Annotated in this window: 13 protein-coding genes; 2 read left to right on the top strand and 11 right to left on the bottom strand. The window is 47.7% G+C overall.

The genetic code is table 11. From position 1 onward, the window contains the following. Positions 1-6 precede the first annotated feature (6 nt). The 4 genes from ACJ2PR_RS20080 to ACJ2PR_RS20065 form a co-directional block, all read right to left on the bottom strand. Positions 7-1,440 (bottom strand): hypothetical protein, encoded by a 1,434-nt coding sequence (locus ACJ2PR_RS20080; RefSeq protein WP_446878294.1) that lies wholly within the window; start codon positions 1,438-1,440, stop codon positions 7-9. An 886-nt stretch (positions 1,441-2,326) separates the two neighbouring features. Then, positions 2,327-2,506 carry a hypothetical protein gene (locus ACJ2PR_RS20075; RefSeq protein ID WP_446869585.1) on the bottom strand — a complete coding sequence of 60 codons (180 nt, stop codon included), beginning with the start codon at positions 2,504-2,506 and terminating at the stop codon, positions 2,327-2,329. A 472-nt stretch (positions 2,507-2,978) separates the two neighbouring features. After that, a complete protein-coding gene (locus ACJ2PR_RS20070) occupies positions 2,979-3,998 on the bottom strand; it encodes a long-chain acyl-[acyl-carrier-protein] reductase (protein ID WP_446869583.1) in 1,020 nt (339 codons plus the stop codon). 131 nt (positions 3,999-4,129) lie between these two features. Further along, the gene (locus tag ACJ2PR_RS20065; protein WP_446878293.1) at positions 4,130-4,825 is read right to left on the bottom strand and encodes an aldehyde oxygenase (deformylating); all 696 of its coding nucleotides are present in this window, start codon (positions 4,823-4,825) and stop codon (positions 4,130-4,132) included. Between the two features lie 289 nt (positions 4,826-5,114). Between ACJ2PR_RS20065 and ACJ2PR_RS20060 the strand changes: the two genes are divergently transcribed. Next, positions 5,115-5,942, top strand: coding sequence for a carbohydrate ABC transporter permease (locus ACJ2PR_RS20060; RefSeq protein ID WP_446878292.1), 828 nt, complete (start codon positions 5,115-5,117; stop codon positions 5,940-5,942). Between the two features lie 444 nt (positions 5,943-6,386). Here the strand turns inward: ACJ2PR_RS20060 and guaD are convergent, their stop codons facing one another. From guaD to ACJ2PR_RS20025, 7 genes are all read right to left on the bottom strand, one after another. Continuing rightward, complete coding sequence (gene guaD, locus ACJ2PR_RS20055) at positions 6,387-7,721, bottom strand: guanine deaminase (RefSeq protein WP_446878291.1); 1,335 nt, start codon at positions 7,719-7,721, stop codon at positions 6,387-6,389. 27 nt (positions 7,722-7,748) lie between these two features. After that, entirely contained in the window at positions 7,749-9,131 is a 1,383-nt protein-coding gene (locus ACJ2PR_RS20050; protein ID WP_446878290.1) for a glycoside hydrolase family 76 protein, read from the bottom strand. A gap of 163 nt (positions 9,132-9,294) precedes the next feature. After that, the gene (locus ACJ2PR_RS20045; RefSeq protein ID WP_446878288.1) at positions 9,295-10,020 is read right to left on the bottom strand and encodes a phosphatase PAP2 family protein; all 726 of its coding nucleotides are present in this window, start codon (positions 10,018-10,020) and stop codon (positions 9,295-9,297) included. 174 nt (positions 10,021-10,194) lie between these two features. After that, positions 10,195-11,094 (bottom strand): S66 peptidase family protein, encoded by a 900-nt coding sequence (locus ACJ2PR_RS20040; RefSeq protein ID WP_446878287.1) that lies wholly within the window; start codon positions 11,092-11,094, stop codon positions 10,195-10,197. 47 nt (positions 11,095-11,141) lie between these two features. Continuing rightward, positions 11,142-12,221: a glycosyltransferase family 4 protein gene (locus ACJ2PR_RS20035; protein ID WP_446878286.1), complete on the bottom strand. Its 1,080-nt coding sequence runs from the start codon at positions 12,219-12,221 to the stop codon at positions 11,142-11,144. Positions 12,222-12,395: 174 nt separating this feature from the next. Further along, positions 12,396-13,583: a HEAT repeat domain-containing protein gene (locus ACJ2PR_RS20030; protein ID WP_446878285.1), complete on the bottom strand. Its 1,188-nt coding sequence runs from the start codon at positions 13,581-13,583 to the stop codon at positions 12,396-12,398. A gap of 364 nt (positions 13,584-13,947) precedes the next feature. Continuing rightward, positions 13,948-15,060 (bottom strand): DMT family transporter, encoded by a 1,113-nt coding sequence (locus ACJ2PR_RS20025; protein WP_446878284.1) that lies wholly within the window; start codon positions 15,058-15,060, stop codon positions 13,948-13,950. Between the two features lie 589 nt (positions 15,061-15,649). Between ACJ2PR_RS20025 and sppA the strand changes: the two genes are divergently transcribed. Beyond that, positions 15,650-16,248, top strand: a 599-nt coding sequence (gene sppA / locus ACJ2PR_RS20020; protein WP_446878283.1) for a signal peptide peptidase SppA, incomplete at its 3' end; no start/stop codon positions are given.

Below are 16,248 nucleotides of genomic sequence, written 5' to 3'. Positions count from 1 at the left end.
AGCGCTTTAGGTGCCGACTTTTGCAAGGATTTCTAGTAGCGATCGTCCTTCAACGTCATTCATTTCACCTGTTCCAGTGATTACTAAATCAAAAATCATTTTGTACAGACCCGCCTGTGGAGGAAAGGTGACTTCTCCCAAAGCGTTGGCCGTTTTCTGACTTCGAGGTCTTCCAGAGACATAAAGCTGACCCGATTTTATGAGTTGACCTTGCTGATCGAAAAAGCGAATCCTCACATAGACTTCGCCCAACCCGGCTCCAGTCTCATAACCTAACCATGTGGACTTTCCGGTATTTTTAACTTTTGCTTTCAATACATGAGTGGTGCCAGGAGCGACTGATAGTGAAGTCGTAATCGGCTGCTTTTTCTCATCTCTAATTTGTAGAATAGATCCTTTCAGTCCTGCTATGTAGTCTAAATTTCTGGCAGGCTTAGTAATTCTAAAAAATAAGGTTTGAGCATGTCTTTCGATTTGACTATCCCGAAGTTCCCACAATCGCCAGGTACTTTGTGATTGGGCGTAGCTTCTATCAATTGTGATTGGAATCGCCTCCCACATGGATGTCCCAAATGCTCCCACTACTTGAACGAAAAGAGAAAATAAAAGCACAGATAAGAAGACGAAGGTTTGTATGTTGAATAAACTGCGTTTAGTCTCGTTGAGCAATTTTAAGTGAGCTACGATCGTATAGTTAATTAAAAAGCAAACGATCGGCAAAGTATCCGTCAAGAATCGTGGGCCATAGCTATAGCCAGCCCACCAGATTTCAAAGAAGCAGTACTGAATAAAGAGCACAAGTGCAGCTAAGAAAAGGTAAAGAAGCAGTTTCTCATCTCTGTTTGACTTAAGCTTTAAGACTTGTCCCAGACCGGGAGTTGCGTAAAGAACAATAGGAGAAAAAACTAGGAGACCTCTACTAGGACTTACAAGAAGTGCAGAAAATCCTTCAGCAAATCGCTTTAGAGTAAACAGATAAAGACTGCCTGCTCCACCATAACCTCCGCCAAAACTACCAAACTGGTAAAAATTCCAAATAGCACTGATCAAGACAGAGGATAAGCCCAGAAATAGAAAGAAACTTTGCTTACGGTAGGTGAATAGAGCGTAGGTTAAAATTGCCAGCAGAAAGACAATATTAGTTGGGCGAATTCCAGGCAGAAGACCGCAGAAACTGCCTGCAAGGAGTAAGAGTATCTTTTCTCGTTTTTTAGAATGGTTTACTTTTAGTAAACAGAGCAATGCGGCAAGCGTTATTAGATTGGTTGGCCCATGTTGCCAGAGTCCTTGAGAGCTAATCATCCAGGTTCCTGTTGCAAAGGCGTAAACAAAGGTGGAAACGATCGCTACAGATTTACCAAACTTGAGCTTAGATGCTAAGTAAAAGATGACTACCGAAAGGGACGCGACGATCACAGCAGCCATCTTTTCAAAAAACAAGCGATCGACTTCAAAAGCAGCGCTCGTAATATCAATTGACTGAAATCCTTTAGAGATTAGTAGGTAGATATAGAAGCAAACGTAAATTGGAAAAGTAACAATTGCGGCTCCGATCGGATAAAAGGCCGTCAAAGATCCTCGAATGTTTTCAGCAAAGAAATAGTGGTTAGCAACAAAAAATAAATAGGTATTCCTAAAGTTCTCAAAGTTCAGCGTGTGGTTGATCAACCAATTGAAGGCAAGCAAGGTGTTAGGAATCGTATCACCTGCACTAATAGTTCGTCCATTCAGAGAATAGATGATGAAGCAAGCACCGAATATCAGCCACCCTTCATGTGCTAGAAAAGTACCTGAAACTTGGAGAACGTTTTTTTTGGATGACATGCTTTAAACTGCTTCTATTCAAAAGTTGAAGGAGCGATCGCTTTATCTGACTCAATAATTATCTTTAAGCTGACCTCGTAAGTAGTAGAAAATGGTCACAAGTGAGCAATGATTCTATCGATATTTTTTGCTGCTGCAAGGTTTATTTAAAGAAAATAAGTCGCTCTAGCAATCCCAAATCACTCGTGAAATGCAGACTTGATCGTGCCCCTAAATCTCCCAACTTTGGGGGACTTTGAGGCGAGAGACTTCCTAGATTTCAAAACCCATTCCCCAGTTTCAAAGCTGGTTGACTGACAAAACTCCTGAAGCCCCCGTTTTTTGTAGGTTGGTGTTGAGCAACGCGAAACCCAACAGTCGCCTCTCTCACGTTGGGTTTCACCGAGTTCAGCCCAACCTACTGGAAAAGATCTGTCAGTCAATCAGGTTTCAAAGTCCCCCAGAATGGGGGATTTAGGGGGCGTAGCGGACTGGAACGGAGCGACAAAAATCTGTTCATGACTCATTTAGGATTGCTATAGCTGAAATTAAACTCAAAACGTTCTAAAGCATAACCCATTGTTTTACTTCGTGCTTCTATGCTTTTGATCACTGTCATTGCTAGATCATACGCATCCTCAAACATCTGTCCGGTGACCTTCATGCGCTTTGAGTTGATGCCATTGACCTCAATCTGATTCATCAAAGCACTAAGTAGAGAGCACAATAAATAAGGAGCGTGAGAATCGTCGTTTCGATCAAATAGGCTGAGGTGTAATGCCCATTGGAAGCCTCCACAAGAAAACTAAGCTTTGCCAATTCCCTAGTGGCTGGTTCTCAGGTTATCAAAGGTCAATGTGTGCTTAATAAATAAACCAGTTGAGGGCAAGCAAGGTGTTGGGCACCGGATCACCCGTCGTTATCGTTCGCTCGCTAAGAAAATAGATAAGAAAACACGCCAAAAAGATCAGCCACCCCTCATGAACAGAAAGGTTCTTCAAAGATTTTCTCATCAATTCTCTGCCTGCGAATTCTTGAAGTCATTATAGGGTCGAGAGAATTTGAGATGGAGACAGCGATCGACGATATTAAAACTCTCCCCTTTTAACCAAAAAAATAGACGGATGCAAGATCCGCCCGTTCACTTAAAAGATTGTTAGAGGGTAGAGTAATTCTTAGATTAACAACGGTCGAAACCCGTGTTTTACCGACGCTTCGCCGATTTGCTCCATCTTTTCGATCGTGATCCGGTTTCTTCCCCAAGAAAAGTTAGTGTGCCACTTCTCAAATTCCAGCAGCATTGATTCCGCAAAACAGGCGAACAGTTGACGAGCAGGCACATCCATATTGACAATGCTCATGATTCGCCAGTCAATATCGAGGGAGTGTTCGACAATGCCACCATTCAACACGGTAATGCCAGGATGCTGGATTTTGGTGCCCAGATTTTTTGGGTAGCCGCCGTCGATCAGCAAGCAAGGCTGTTTGAGAACGGTTGGATCAATTTCAACACCTTTGGGCATACTGGCGACCCAAACGATGATGTCCGCTTGGGGCAGAGCTTCTTCTAGTCCGACAATTTTGCCGCGGCCAAGTTCGGCCTGCAATTCCTGCAACCGCTCCTGGTTACGGGCGATCAGCAACAACTCAGTGACATCCGTTCGAGCATCAAGCCAGCGACAGACTGCGCTGCCAATATCACCCGTCGCCCCGCAAACGGCCACCGTCGCCTCAGATAGATTGATTCCAAGCTGTTTGGCGGCTTGCTCGACCTGACGGCAGATAATATAGGCGGTATGAGTGTTGCCCGTCGTGAAGCGATCGAACTCCAGCATGACGTTGCGGACTTGTCGAATCTGCTGCAAATTGAAGTTTTCAAAGATGATCGATGAGAACCCCCCCAGGGCTGTGATGTCGATACCGTGCTTTTGGGCGTGAGCCATTGCGTTGATTACTTTGCGCGTCGCGGCTTTGATCCGACGAGTCGCCAACATTTCGGGCAAGAAACAAGACTCGACGTATCGACCCTCAATTTTTTGTCCGGTGGCACTGGTGACCGTAATGTTGTCAACAATCTGGGGCGGGGCACTGCACCAAAAATCTAACCCCTGGTCAGCGTATTCTGGATACCCTAACTCTCTTGCAACCGATTGAGCGTGTTCTAGACTTGTGAGATGACCAATTAGACCAAACATCGACAGATATGGTAGCAGCCCGTGGATGGCTGAGATGGGTGAGTAGGAAGGGATGAGGGAGGGATTTGCCCTGCATTCGCGAGGAGGGATGAGGGAAGCGATCGCAATCCTCACATCCCATGTGAATTCTTTTAGACGGTTGCGAGTCCGTAGGCAGACATTTTCATGATGTCACGGGTGGTAAAGCCAATGTTGCTCAAGGCTTCGCCGTATTGAATCATGAAGTCTTCGACAAGTGCCTCGCGCTCCATGCCGAGAACTTTGGCATCGGTTTCGACTTGGTTGAGCATCTTCCAGACGATCGGCAAGTTTTGCTTGTTGGCGGCTTCGAGTTCTGCTTTGGAGGCTTCAAAATTTGCTTTTAGCCATTCTTCACCATAGTTAAGGTGGGTGTATTCGTCCTTGACCACGCCTTCAGTGATTTTGCGGGCAAAGTCGTCGGCTACGGGGATGTAGATGTTGTAGGCGGCGATCGCAAAGCATTCAATGATCAACGACTGAATCAGCAGGCAGGTGACGACGTTTCCTTGGGCGGCCGCAGTTTGAAAATTGTCGTGGAGTTGTGAGAAAAACTGACGGGCAAATTCCATGTCTGGGGTGACTTTGAGGTTGCGTCCACAGGCTTCAAAGCCTTTTTTGTGGCGGTTCTCCATTTTTGCCAAGCCGAAGAGTTGATCTTTATCATCGGGCAGAAAGTCCGCCAATCGCTGATAATTTTCGTGGGCTTCTTGCTCGCCTTCAATGACGATCGCGTTGATGCGGCTGTAGGCATCTTTGTAAAGCTCGCTGTGGAAGTCAATCTCTGGGGTCGCCTCAAGTTGCGGCATAGAACAATTGTCTCCTGGTCGTGGATAAGTCGGGGTAAGCCGATTTTGGGACTGTAAGGGTTAGGGAAAATGGGGTTCTTAACTCCAGTCTGCTCCCACTCTACACTTTACCGTCTCTGGTTAGGGATGAGGCTGAGAATCGTTAAATTCTGCTCTGATGGTGCAGTTGAGAGCTAAAATGCCAGTCTGGTGAATTTGGGTCGTCCAAGCGTTAAGTGTAGCTTGTGATGATGAACTTTTCTTAATTTTTCTATCAAGAACCGTTTCATCGATCCATCAAAGGAAATTTATGCAGCGAGAAAGTTCCTTCGATCGAGCCGCTTTCAGTGTAAATACCTTGAGTGTGCAATGGCTCAGTTTGTTCCTGCTAGTTTTGGGAGCGATCTTGGTGCTGTTGCCCTTGAGCGTGATGGCGGGAATGTCGTTGACCAAAACGGGCGGCGGCTGGACGTTTGACCACTATCGAGAAGCGTGGGAGCGGGGCGGCTTTTTGCTGACGTTTGCCAATTCGACCTTTGTGGCGCTGGCGGTGACGGCAATTCAGATGATTACGTCGGCGTTAGCAGGTTATGCGCTGGCGCGGCTGCAATTTCGAGGCAAACAGGCTTTATTGCTGGTCATTTTGACGACATTGGTCATTCCGTTTCAGATTCTGGTGATTCCTATTTTTTTGGTGTTGAAATGGGGGCATTTGATTAACACGTATGGCGCTTTGATTTTGCCGACAGCGGTAAATGGATTTGGGATCTTTTTGATGCGGCAATATTTTCAGACGATTCCGATCGAGCTAGAAGAAGCGGCCATGTTGGATGGAGCCAATCGGTTTCAGATTCTTTGGAGAATTATGCTGCCGTTGTCTCGTCCGGCGTTGGTGACACTATTTCTATTTACCTTTATTGGCGAGTGGAATGATCTGTTTAAGCCGCTGGTGTTTACGACGCGATCGAGCCTCCGGACAGTGCAGCTTGCGTTGGCGGGCTTTCAAGAACAGTTCACGAACAATTGGACGCTGATGATGGCGGCGGTCGTGATTGCGACGATTCCGGTTGTTCTCTTATTTTTGTTAGGTCAACGGCAACTGATTCGCGGGGTGGCGGCCACGGGGATTAAGAATTAGAGATACGCTGGAGAGTTAAAACTTCAATCATTACAGTGGGGCTAAAATCATAGTTTCGTCTTCCTGATTTTATATTTGAATTGTTATTTGGAAAAACTAATATGCGCATCAGCCCCAAAGAGCAACTATTAAAAGAGATAGAAAATTAAAAGAGATAGAAAAGCATCCGATTCTACACTTAAAGAAGTACTACATTTTTTGCTGTCTATCGAATCTAGAGAACTTGAACAAAAGCAATTAGAAATTAGCTTATTCAGTGAATCCAGTTTGGCGGAAGATTGGCTGACCCCTAAAGCTGACCCCTAAAGAGGATGAAGCGTGGCAGCATTTGTAAAACATTCAATGAATGGTCAGTATTGATCTACAGTGTTGATCTACAGCGCATCAATTCCAAACGTATCGTAATTGACGTTCTTAATACTGGCAAAGTTATCCGTCAGTGCATTAAACGCGCTGGTAGGCCAGCTCTCCTGCCACATAGGTCGCACAGACAGCCCGATCGTCTCCCATTATTACCAGACTAAACACTTTATCGGCGAGTTCATCCAGTGTAGTCGCGGTTGCGATCGGGTTGCGGAAAGCCATAACTGGAGTCGATCGCGCATCCAATACAGTAAAATCTGCCTCTTTTCCAACTTCAAAATTGCCGATTTTGTCATCAAGTGATAGTGCCCTGGCTCCGCCCAACGTCATCAAAAACAGTGCCTTAAAGGGAGAAAGATTTTGTTGGCGCATTTGAGCAATTTTGTAAGCTTCATTTGCTGTTTGCAGCATCGAAAAGCTAGTCCCCCCGCCAACATCTGTGCCCAACCCCAACTTGACCGGATGTTCAACGGATTTTGCTTGCTCAATTCTAAACAGTCCGCTCCCCAAAAATAAGTTAGAAGTAGGACAAAACGCGATCGCTGCTTCGGTCTCTGAGAGCCGCCGAAACTCTTCATCTGTAAGCTGTACACCGTGGGCGAAGACGGAGCGATCGTGAACTAATCCGGCGCGATCGTAGACATCCAGATAGCCCGCAGCATCGGGAAAAAGTTCTTTTACCCAGGCCACTTCATCGACATTTTCAGACAAGTGGGTGTGCAGATAAACATCAGGAAACTCTGCTAACAGTTTGCCTGCGAGACGCAGTTGTTCATCACTGGAGGTAATCGCAAATCGGGGCGTAATCGCGTAGAGCAATCGGCCGTTTTTGTGCCATTTCTCGATCAGTTGTTTGCTTTCTTGATAAGAGGTTTCGGCGGTGTCACACAGGTAGTCAGGTGCATGGCGATCCATCATAACTTTGCCTGCAATCATCCGCAGATTTCGCTGACTGGCTTCTTCAAAAAAAGCCTCTACCGATTCGGGGAAAACAGCCGCAAACACAAGCGCCGTTGTTGTTCCATTCTTCAACAATTCATCTAAAAAGAAACTTGCCACTTTTTGAGCATAGGCCTTATTGTTAAACTTACCTTCAACTGGAAAGGTATATTGATTTAACCATCCTAAAAGCTGTTCGCCATATGCCGCAATCATTTCGGTCTGCGGAAAGTGAAGATGAGTATCAATAAACCCAGGCACAATCAAGCGATCGACATAGGAAACCACTTCAATATCCAAATAGCGATCGCAAAGCTGTTGATAAGCTCCCAGTTCTTTCACATAGCCATCTTCTAAAACTAACAGCCCATCGGCTAAGTAGCGAACACAGTCTGACTCATTCACATAAAAAGGATCATCGATAAAATCTAGAAAAGCACCACGAATAGCCAGCGATCGTGCAGGTGAATTAGACATCAAAGTATCCAGGTAATTGAACAAACGTTACGATCGTGGCTCAATTCGCATTTCATCTAACGTTAATGAATTTTGGCTGCCTTTGAGCGCATTAAAGATAATAGACACGGTATTCTCGCCAGCATTCAGCCAGACATTAGAAACGGTGGTCTCGTTCCAGGTCTGACCTTGTGGAAAAATCTGATTATCTACGACCTTTTTACCATTAGCATAAACATATCGAGATGCATTCCCCTCAATCGTCGCATAGCGAAACTTAAGATCATACTTTCCAGAACAAGAAACTTTGACATTAAAGGTCACAGAATCGTTGTTAACTGTACTTTTAACATATCCAGTCCCCCGAAATCCTGGCTCGATCGCTGCCTGCTTTGCTCCAGACAACATTGCATTCTCAGCCTGATAGATTCCCGTGGTTCCCAGCCAGATTGCCGCATTCACAGCATCCATCGCAGAACTTTGTCGAGATGCATCCGCCTGATCAAACTCGCCCGCCCAGCTTAAACCAAATTGGTTGCTACGATCGCGCCGTGACCAGATCGCCGCCGCATTTTGCGTTATAAAATCTTTGTACTCAGGCTTGGGTAACGTCTGGTAAAGGTCAGACAAATTTCGCATAAAAATCCCCTTAAACTGCGGCCCATCAGCTCCACAATCCCGATTGATTTCACAGGGTTCCTGTAAGATGCCATTGGGTGCCAGCTTTTGAATTGCAGCATCGGCGATCGCTTCTGCCTGAGCCAACAAGGTCGGATCTTTTGTGCTGTGATACAAGTCTACTAACCCACCCAAAATCACGCCCTGATTATATGTCCAAATTGTTTTACCATTATTCCGGCAAGCATCATCTAAACCATCATTCACCAAGTCGTCAGAGTTGATCATTCCGGTGTTTCTAAACCATTCCCATTCCCGTTGTGCCCAGTTTAGATAATAGGCTGCTTCGGATTGATTGGATGATCGTCGATGGAGTTTAGCTGCGATCGACAAAAACAATTCATTCGTAATCGCATTTTTGTATTGTCGGCGTTTGTGCCACCAGATTCCACCGCCGCAGGTTGCATCCCAGCCTTGGGTCATATTCTCAAAGATGGTTTTTGACATCTCTAGATAGCGACGTTGACCCGTTACATCGTAGGCTCTAATCCAAGTTAGCGCCCACCAGCCTTCGTCATCATAAAACCAGGGATTGAGAAAGTTAGTGTGCTTGTTTTTCTCAAAGGTATTGAACACATTGCCCCGATAAGGAATTGTCTGAGTGATTGCCACGTAGTCGATCGTCGTCTCCAAGACATTCGCCGAATTCCACCAACCTGTTGTATTCCACAACCCCGTTGAGAGATTATAGAAAGCTTGCAGAGCAGCCATTCCAGCCGCCACACTCGGAGAACAACTTCCCGGAACAACCATTCTCTATTGCCTCGCTGAACCTAAATAAGCGATCTAATATTACAGATCTTTAGTTGCTTATATATAACTATTTTTAGTCAATCACTAGCGACTAGAGATTTGCGGATAAATGATATACCAACGTAGGCCTATAGCAATCCCATATTTCTAGCAGAGTCCACTTTTAACGGGTACTTTCTTTGTCAGGTGTTTCTTCTAGTCGAGGTTGAGTCGATCGCGGTCTGATCAACAAACTTACGCCAATTGCCCAAGCGATCGAAACCAGCCATCCAGCCAAAACATCACTGGGATAATGCACACCCAGATAGAGACGAGTCCATCCGATCGTCAGCACAAATCCGGCTCCCCCAATTAACACCCACCATCGCCAGCGAGTGTTCCAGGTCAAAATAACCAGGGTGGCAACCAGCGTCATACTTGACATCGCATGTCCGCTAGGAAACCCGTAATCAAACTCCGGAGCGGGCGACTGCCACAAGCGCGGACGAACTTGATGAAGCAGTGCTTTTGCAGTTCGATTGATCAGAATGCTTCCTGTTAGCGTCGTGACCAGATAAGCCAATGAGTGCCATCGTCGTTTGACTAGCAATATCAATCCTGTGACGATCGCAATCGGAAACACGCCCCAAAAGACTCCCAACTTGGTGAGAAAGGTCGCGATCGCATCGAGTTGTGGCTGGCTAGTCGAGTGAATCGCCAAAAGAATCGGTACATCCCAAGGAAAGCCGCCCTGATGCTCCCAAACATCTTCTGCCAGTTGTCCAAAAAATTGCAGGGGCAAAAAGACTCCAATCAGCAACAGGATTAGGGATTTGCGACGCGCAATTAGTACATACTTGAGAAACTTGAGAAAAGACCGAAACAGTTTGGGGAGACCAGAGTCAAGCATTCATGGAAGTACAGGGTTAGAACAGAGGTTGGAAAGCTCCTGCTTGCTTAAAGTTAGGCGATCGCTCCTATCAATACATCAATCTGGAGTGATAAGAATGAGCGTTAGATGACTTACAGATAGGATTTTTGGCATGATAACCAGAGCGAACAGTTGCATGGAATTCACGTTAATTTAGCCTTCGTTGGGGAAGCTGAGAATTCCTTGATCGCCATCCAACAAAGCGGGGATTCCGACGGGCAGCGCGGCATTTTCGCCATCGTGACCAAAGGGCAGATTGGAAACGATCGGAATCTCCAAATCCCCTAATCGATCGCGCATCACTTCTTCAACGCTAAAGCTCGGAACGCTAGCAGGTGGGTCACATTGGCTAAATCTTCCTAATGCAATGCCGCGAATTTGGTGAAAGGCACCACTCGATCGCCACTGGGTCAACATTCGATCAATCCGATAGGGCGCTTCGCTCACATCTTCTAGCGCTAAAATCACACCTGCCAAATCAGGCTGTAAGGGCGTATTCAAAAGATGGGTCGCCACGGTCAAATTTGCGGGCAACAACAATCCGGTCGCTTGTCCGTTTCCCCAACCTGTGCCTTGAATGGGGGGTAACCATGCCTTCTCAAGCCAATCAAATAATCGTTGAGTTGACCAATCTGGCTCGGTGGCGATCGTCGTCAACAAGGGAGCATGAATGCCCGAAATTCCCTGCTGACTGAAACTCCACAGCAAGCTTGTAATGTCTGAGAAGCCAATCAGCCACTTGGGTTTACTGATCGGCAGCGTCCAATTTTCGAGCAGTCTCGCCCCACCATATCCGCCTCTAGCGCAGAGAATGCCACGACAATCAGGATCTTTGAGGGCCGTTTCTAGCTGAGTGCGGCGGGCTTGGTCAGTGCCAGCGAGATAGCCCCAGCGATCGTCAAACCCATCGGTTAATTGAATCTGATAGCCTCGATCGCGCCACACTTCAATCCCTTTCTCAAAAGCAGAAAATTCTCGTAACGTACCACTCGGCGCAATCACCCGCAGCAGATCACCCGGTTTGAGCGGTGGTGGAATTTGGCAAGGCTTCATGGGGAGAGGGAGGAGGGAGGAGGGAGGACTGTAGGATGGCTTTTGGTTTAGCGTATCAGGTCGGCAAACCAGGATTCTAGACGATCGCCGAAGGCTTCGAGAGAATAGTGGGCTTGGGCTTGTTGGCGGCAGAGCGTACGATCGAAGGCATCGATTTTCTTGATGGCGGACACCAATCCATCCACGCTATCGGGTTCGACGAGCCAGCCTGTTTCACCATCGCGCACAATTTCTGAGGGGCCACCGCGACGATAGGCAATCACCGGAACGCCACAAGCCAGGGACTCGATCGCCACATTGCCAAATGCCTCTACCCAACGCGGGGTCATTAACAAAGCTCTCGATTCTCCCAAAACTTGCTGTAGCTCACGGGTTGAGAGAAATCCCCCATACTCAACGGGCGCACCTGGATGGTCAATCAATATCTTTTGCCAGTAGTCTTCATCCTGGATCACGCCCCAGATTTTGAGCGGAATTCCCACCCTTTCAGCGGCCGCCACCGCATCTTCTAGCCCTTTTTCGGAGGCAATCCGACCGACCCAGGCAAGCTGATTTTTGGGCTGAGAACAAAACTGATAAAGCGACAAATCAAAGCCGTTTTGCAAGTTGCGACAGTGATTTTTGAATCGAAACGTCTCGGCCTGAGCCAAACTGTGAACCCCGATCGTTCCTTCAAATTCAAGCGCGACTTTCTCAATAATCTGATCCATCGTCTCCGTTAGCGAACCCATACTCACCAGATGAGCGATCGGGCGCTCAAAAAACGGAGTCAAATAAAACGGCAGCCAATCGTAAGCAAAATTAAACAGGAGATCATACTCGTGCTGTACCTGACGCGCATAGTCCCACATATTCCCCAGGACAGAATTTTGAGGAATCGTCACCAGCGCATCGCGTCCTTGAGTTTGAGCCGTGATTTGAAGTGTGCCAGCGATCGACACGAGAGAAACGCCTTCTAGGACTGACCCTTGTGGAGCGACGATCGTCAAAGAATGACCTCGCTGACCCAACGCCTGAGCCACACTCTTGAGCGTCAACTCGACACCCCCACCTAACCCCGACCCCAGCGCACCAACCGAGGTAGACAACAACAATATTTTGAGCGGTTTTTGAAAAAAATGAGACACAAGAAGAAGGGATAAGAAGAAGGGATGAGGGATGAGGGATGAAGGATGAAACTAACCGGATTTAAAGCTCTCCCACAGATACACCCTATCCTCAAATCAACCCACTATGTAGCGCACCCTTGCAGTAACTCGAAGCGATCCCTCATCCCTCATCCCTCATCCCTCATCCCTCTCTTACGGCAAACTCTCCGGCGGACTCACCGAATTTTTGAGCGCAGGCAGACTCTCCATTCCTGGTACAGTCCGAATTCGATTTAATTGCCCCAGGGCCCAACGGGCTGTCTCCTGAACCTCTTGATCGGGATCGTCGGTCGCTTTGTGTAACAGATGACTGATTTGAGCCACCATGTCATAGACTCGCGTCAGGTCGCGAATCGCATTTTTCCGAACGTCTGCATTCTCGTCCTGGAGCGAAATCGCCAACGCTCGACTCAGCGGTTTGAGTGTCCGAGTTCCAATTTCTGAGAGCGCTGAGAGAATCAAACTTCGCTGCTTTGAGTCAGAGTCAAGCATCAAATCAACCATCGGCTGGACTGCGCGCGTGTCTCCTCGTTGACCCAATTCCCAAATGACCTTTTGCCGTTTGGCCGGATCAGGTGTCCGAAGGTCTCGAATCAACTCATCGACGATGTTAATTTTCGCCAGCCGAGTCGTTTCTGAAACCTTGGGTGTTTCTGTGACATAACTCATGGGTGGTTCTGTATGCTGTGGAAGGGTTTCCGAAACGGTGACTGTCGTGTGACCGTGACCGTTGGAATTAGAGTGCCCCTTGAGCGCAGCCGAATCACTTACCCCATTTTCTGAGTGGTCTACAGGAGACTCACTGGGTCGATCGTGCAATTCTTCAGAAGATTCAACTAAAGCGTCCGGTAATGGCTGTTCTGGTTGGGTAGGTCGATCGACTGGTTTTCTGCGCCTCCAGGCTAACAAGCCGACTCCGCCCATCAAAAGCGCGCCCCCGATCGCGCCTGGTATCATCCATCCTGGTGCATTCTCTGATTTTTGAGGCTCATCCGCTTTGGCTAACTTGGCCTCTGGCAGACTCGTCGCTTTTTGAAACTTACTGACCGCCTCCGCCGTACTTTGTTCGTAGATGCCCGTAATTTCGCCGTCAAAGTAGCCCAAGAGCTTGAGGGTTTTTTGCAGCTTGCTCACCTGGGGGCCTTGAGCGCCGATCGTCAATTCTGTCTGACCAGCGTCTTGAGAAGGGGCTTGAGCAAATTGGGGCGCTTTGGGGGAAATCTGGGCAACCGCGTTTTTTGGGGTTGTCAATTCACCTGCAAAACTGGCTGCTGGTTTGGAGGCGACCGTCATACACACGGCGCAAGCGATGAATAAAAAACCAGGGCAACGAGAAATCATAGGCTGACCCAAAAGGGGGGTGCGACTAGCGTATCAACAAAGGGGGGGAAGTTCTTTTAGCTAGCTCAATCCTAACCGCCAGATCAATATAGTGCCCTCAAAAAGTTTGGCACCTACACAGAAATGATAATCCGTCAACTAGTGATCAGTCTTCCGCCAACGATCTCAAATTAAATAGAATCGTCATCTGTAGGGTGTGTTGAGTCATGCGAAACGCAGCGATTCTGTCTGAGGGTACGCTTTAAGCAGCTTAATGCACCCTATGTAATCTTTGGGGTTATTAAGTTTACAGGTGGTGCTCTTTGAGACTGGTGGTGCGTTTCGCATTGCCCAACACGCCCTGCGGGATTTTAACTACACAGGCTTAAGGCAATCTTTCGGGTTCAGTTTCGACGACGGCCAACGGTACTCCCGCGATTTCACTGGTTTCTGGTTGTGCTGACAGAGAACTATTCTTGAGCGCGTCTGATTGATCCGGAGAAACTTCTTCGGAGAACGATCGCTTTAATTTCTCAGTCAAGACTTCTCGCTGATTGATTAGATAAATGCTCACCAGCGTCAAACTCACGCCTACCCACTGAAGCGGACTCAGCACTTCAGACAAAAATAGATTGCCAAACAGCAGGGCAAACACGGGAGTCAAAAAGGTCAGCGAACTCAAACTGGTCAGACTGCCGCTAGAAGCAAAGTAAAAAAATAAACCGTAGGCGATCGCGCTGCCAAAAATTGTTGAATAAGCCAGCGCTGCCCAGTTAGCACTACTCAAATGAATCCACTGATCAGACTCAAGCTGACTCGATAGCCCAAAGAGCGGCAGTCCTCCCAAAATCATGTGCCACCCCGTCGCGCTCACTGGGTCGGCGTACCGACAAACGTAGCGAACTAAGACGGTTCCGACTGCCATCGACAGGGCCGCCAACAGCATGAGCCACTGTCCGTTATCAAATAGATTCAAGACAAAATTCATTCCTGAGAAGTTATCTAGAACCCACCGCCCCTGAGCGATCGACTGCACGGCTGACGAAATCCATTCCTCCGGTAGCCCCAGCAAACTGATTCCGAGAACGCCGATCGTCAGCCCCAGCCAGCCCCACAAGCCGATTTTTTCGCCAAATAGCCACAGGGCCATCAAGGCAACGGCCAGCGGTTGAGAGTCAATCATCACTGACCCCAGACCTGCCCCGGTTCTCATCAGTCCTTGAGCGAGAAATCCTTGAAAAAGTGCGCCATCGACGATCGCAAACAGCGAAATCCACAGCCACGCTGCCCAGCCTTTGGGTTGAGGTCGTCCCATCCAGGTGGCCGCTATCAGCACCATCACTCCCGCAGGCACCAGCCTCACTCCCGCTAAAAAGAACGGAGTCGTCTGCGGAATCACTCCTTTCATGGCGACCATTGCCGTGCCCCAAAGAAAGAAGGGTGCGATCAGCAGCAAAGGCGCAAAGGGAAGTCGAGATTCAGTAATCTTCAAGTGCATGGGATTTGCTGATGAGGGGGTTGAGCTTATTGTATTTAATTATGTAGTTCTATGAAGCACTTAATCATTTTTGAGGTTCAAGTTAATACCCCACACGCCACACGCTGATTGACTGACAAATTTCTCGTAGTTTTGTAGAACCCTGCAAAGTGTGATCGCTAAACTCACCTTGAACTGACCACAGAGCGGCAGCGCTTTAAGAATTTTGTCCATCAGTCCGCTTCAAACCTGAAATCTTCTTGTTCAGAGCACGATCGTTCCTGTTTGAAATAGAAATGTTGCGGTTCAGAACACGATCGCTCCCATCTGAAATAGAAATGTTGGGGTTTGAAGGGCGATCGTTCCGCTTGACGAAGGGGTTCTTTCTGGACTGGCTAAAAAATCTCTGATCATTTCATAGCCTCTTCGCGAAGCATCACCGCCGAATCTGTCCGTGACAGCAACCTGGCGACAAAAATTAGAAGTTTGCCGTCAACCAGCCTCATCCCTCATCCCTCATCCCTCATCCCTCATCCCTCATCCCTCACACCTCACCCCCAAATAAGGCACACTAGAATTTGGTCATCCACACTACATTGTGCAAATTCCTATGCTTCGGCTCTTTAAGCCCCGGTCTCGTAAACAAATTGCTCGAATTGAAATCAACGGCGCGATCGCGGGCGCAACTCGAAAGCGTGTTTTAGAAGCGCTCAAAACCGTTGAAGAAAGAAAGTTTCCTGCCCTGCTGCTGAGAATTGACAGTCCAGGAGGAACCGTGGGCGACTCGCAGGAGATTTATAGTGCGCTGAGAAAGTTGCAAGAAAAGGTCAAAATCGTTGCAAGCTTTGGCAATATTTCCGCGTCTGGCGGGGTCTACATCGGCATGGGTGCCCAACATATCGTGGCCAATCCAGGAACGATCACAGGCAGCATTGGCGTAATTTTGCGGGGCAACAATCTAGAACGGTTGCTAGAAAAGGTTGGCGTTTCCTTTAAGGTGATCAAATCGGGGCCTTATAAAGATATTTTGGCGTTCGATCGCGAACTCACCGACCCCGAAAAAATCATTCTGCAAGACTTGATTGACATCAGCTATTCTCAATTTGTGCAGACGGTGGCTGAGTCGCGCAATCTACCCAACGAGACGGTGAGAACCTTTGCTGATGGGCGCGTCTTTACGGGTGAGCAGGCCGTAACCTTGGGACTGGT

The organism is Phormidesmis sp. 146-33 (assembly GCF_052939515.1).
This window is presented reverse-complemented; position numbering and strand designations above follow the sequence as displayed.

Bases quoted from the DNA above. Each gene is read 5' to 3' on its own strand.
- ACJ2PR_RS20075 (WP_446869585.1), bottom strand. From the start codon at position 2,506: ATGAATCAGATTGAGGTCAATGGCATCAACTCAAAGCGCATGAAGGTC.
- ACJ2PR_RS20070 (WP_446869583.1), bottom strand. From the start codon at position 3,998: ATGTTTGGTCTAATTGGTCATCTCACAAGTCTAGAACACGCTCAATCG.
- ACJ2PR_RS20065 (WP_446878293.1), bottom strand. From the start codon at position 4,825: ATGCCGCAACTTGAGGCGACCCCAGAGATTGACTTCCACAGCGAGCTT.
- ACJ2PR_RS20060 (WP_446878292.1), top strand. From the start codon at position 5,115: ATGCAGCGAGAAAGTTCCTTCGATCGAGCCGCTTTCAGTGTAAATACC.
- guaD (WP_446878291.1), bottom strand. From the start codon at position 7,721: ATGTCTAATTCACCTGCACGATCGCTGGCTATTCGTGGTGCTTTTCTA.
- ACJ2PR_RS20050 (WP_446878290.1), bottom strand. From the start codon at position 9,131: ATGGTTGTTCCGGGAAGTTGTTCTCCGAGTGTGGCGGCTGGAATGGCT.
- ACJ2PR_RS20045 (WP_446878288.1), bottom strand. From the start codon at position 10,020: ATGCTTGACTCTGGTCTCCCCAAACTGTTTCGGTCTTTTCTCAAGTTT.
- ACJ2PR_RS20040 (WP_446878287.1), bottom strand. From the start codon at position 11,094: ATGAAGCCTTGCCAAATTCCACCACCGCTCAAACCGGGTGATCTGCTG.
- ACJ2PR_RS20030 (WP_446878285.1), bottom strand. From the start codon at position 13,583: ATGATTTCTCGTTGCCCTGGTTTTTTATTCATCGCTTGCGCCGTGTGT.
- ACJ2PR_RS20025 (WP_446878284.1), bottom strand. From the start codon at position 15,060: ATGCACTTGAAGATTACTGAATCTCGACTTCCCTTTGCGCCTTTGCTG.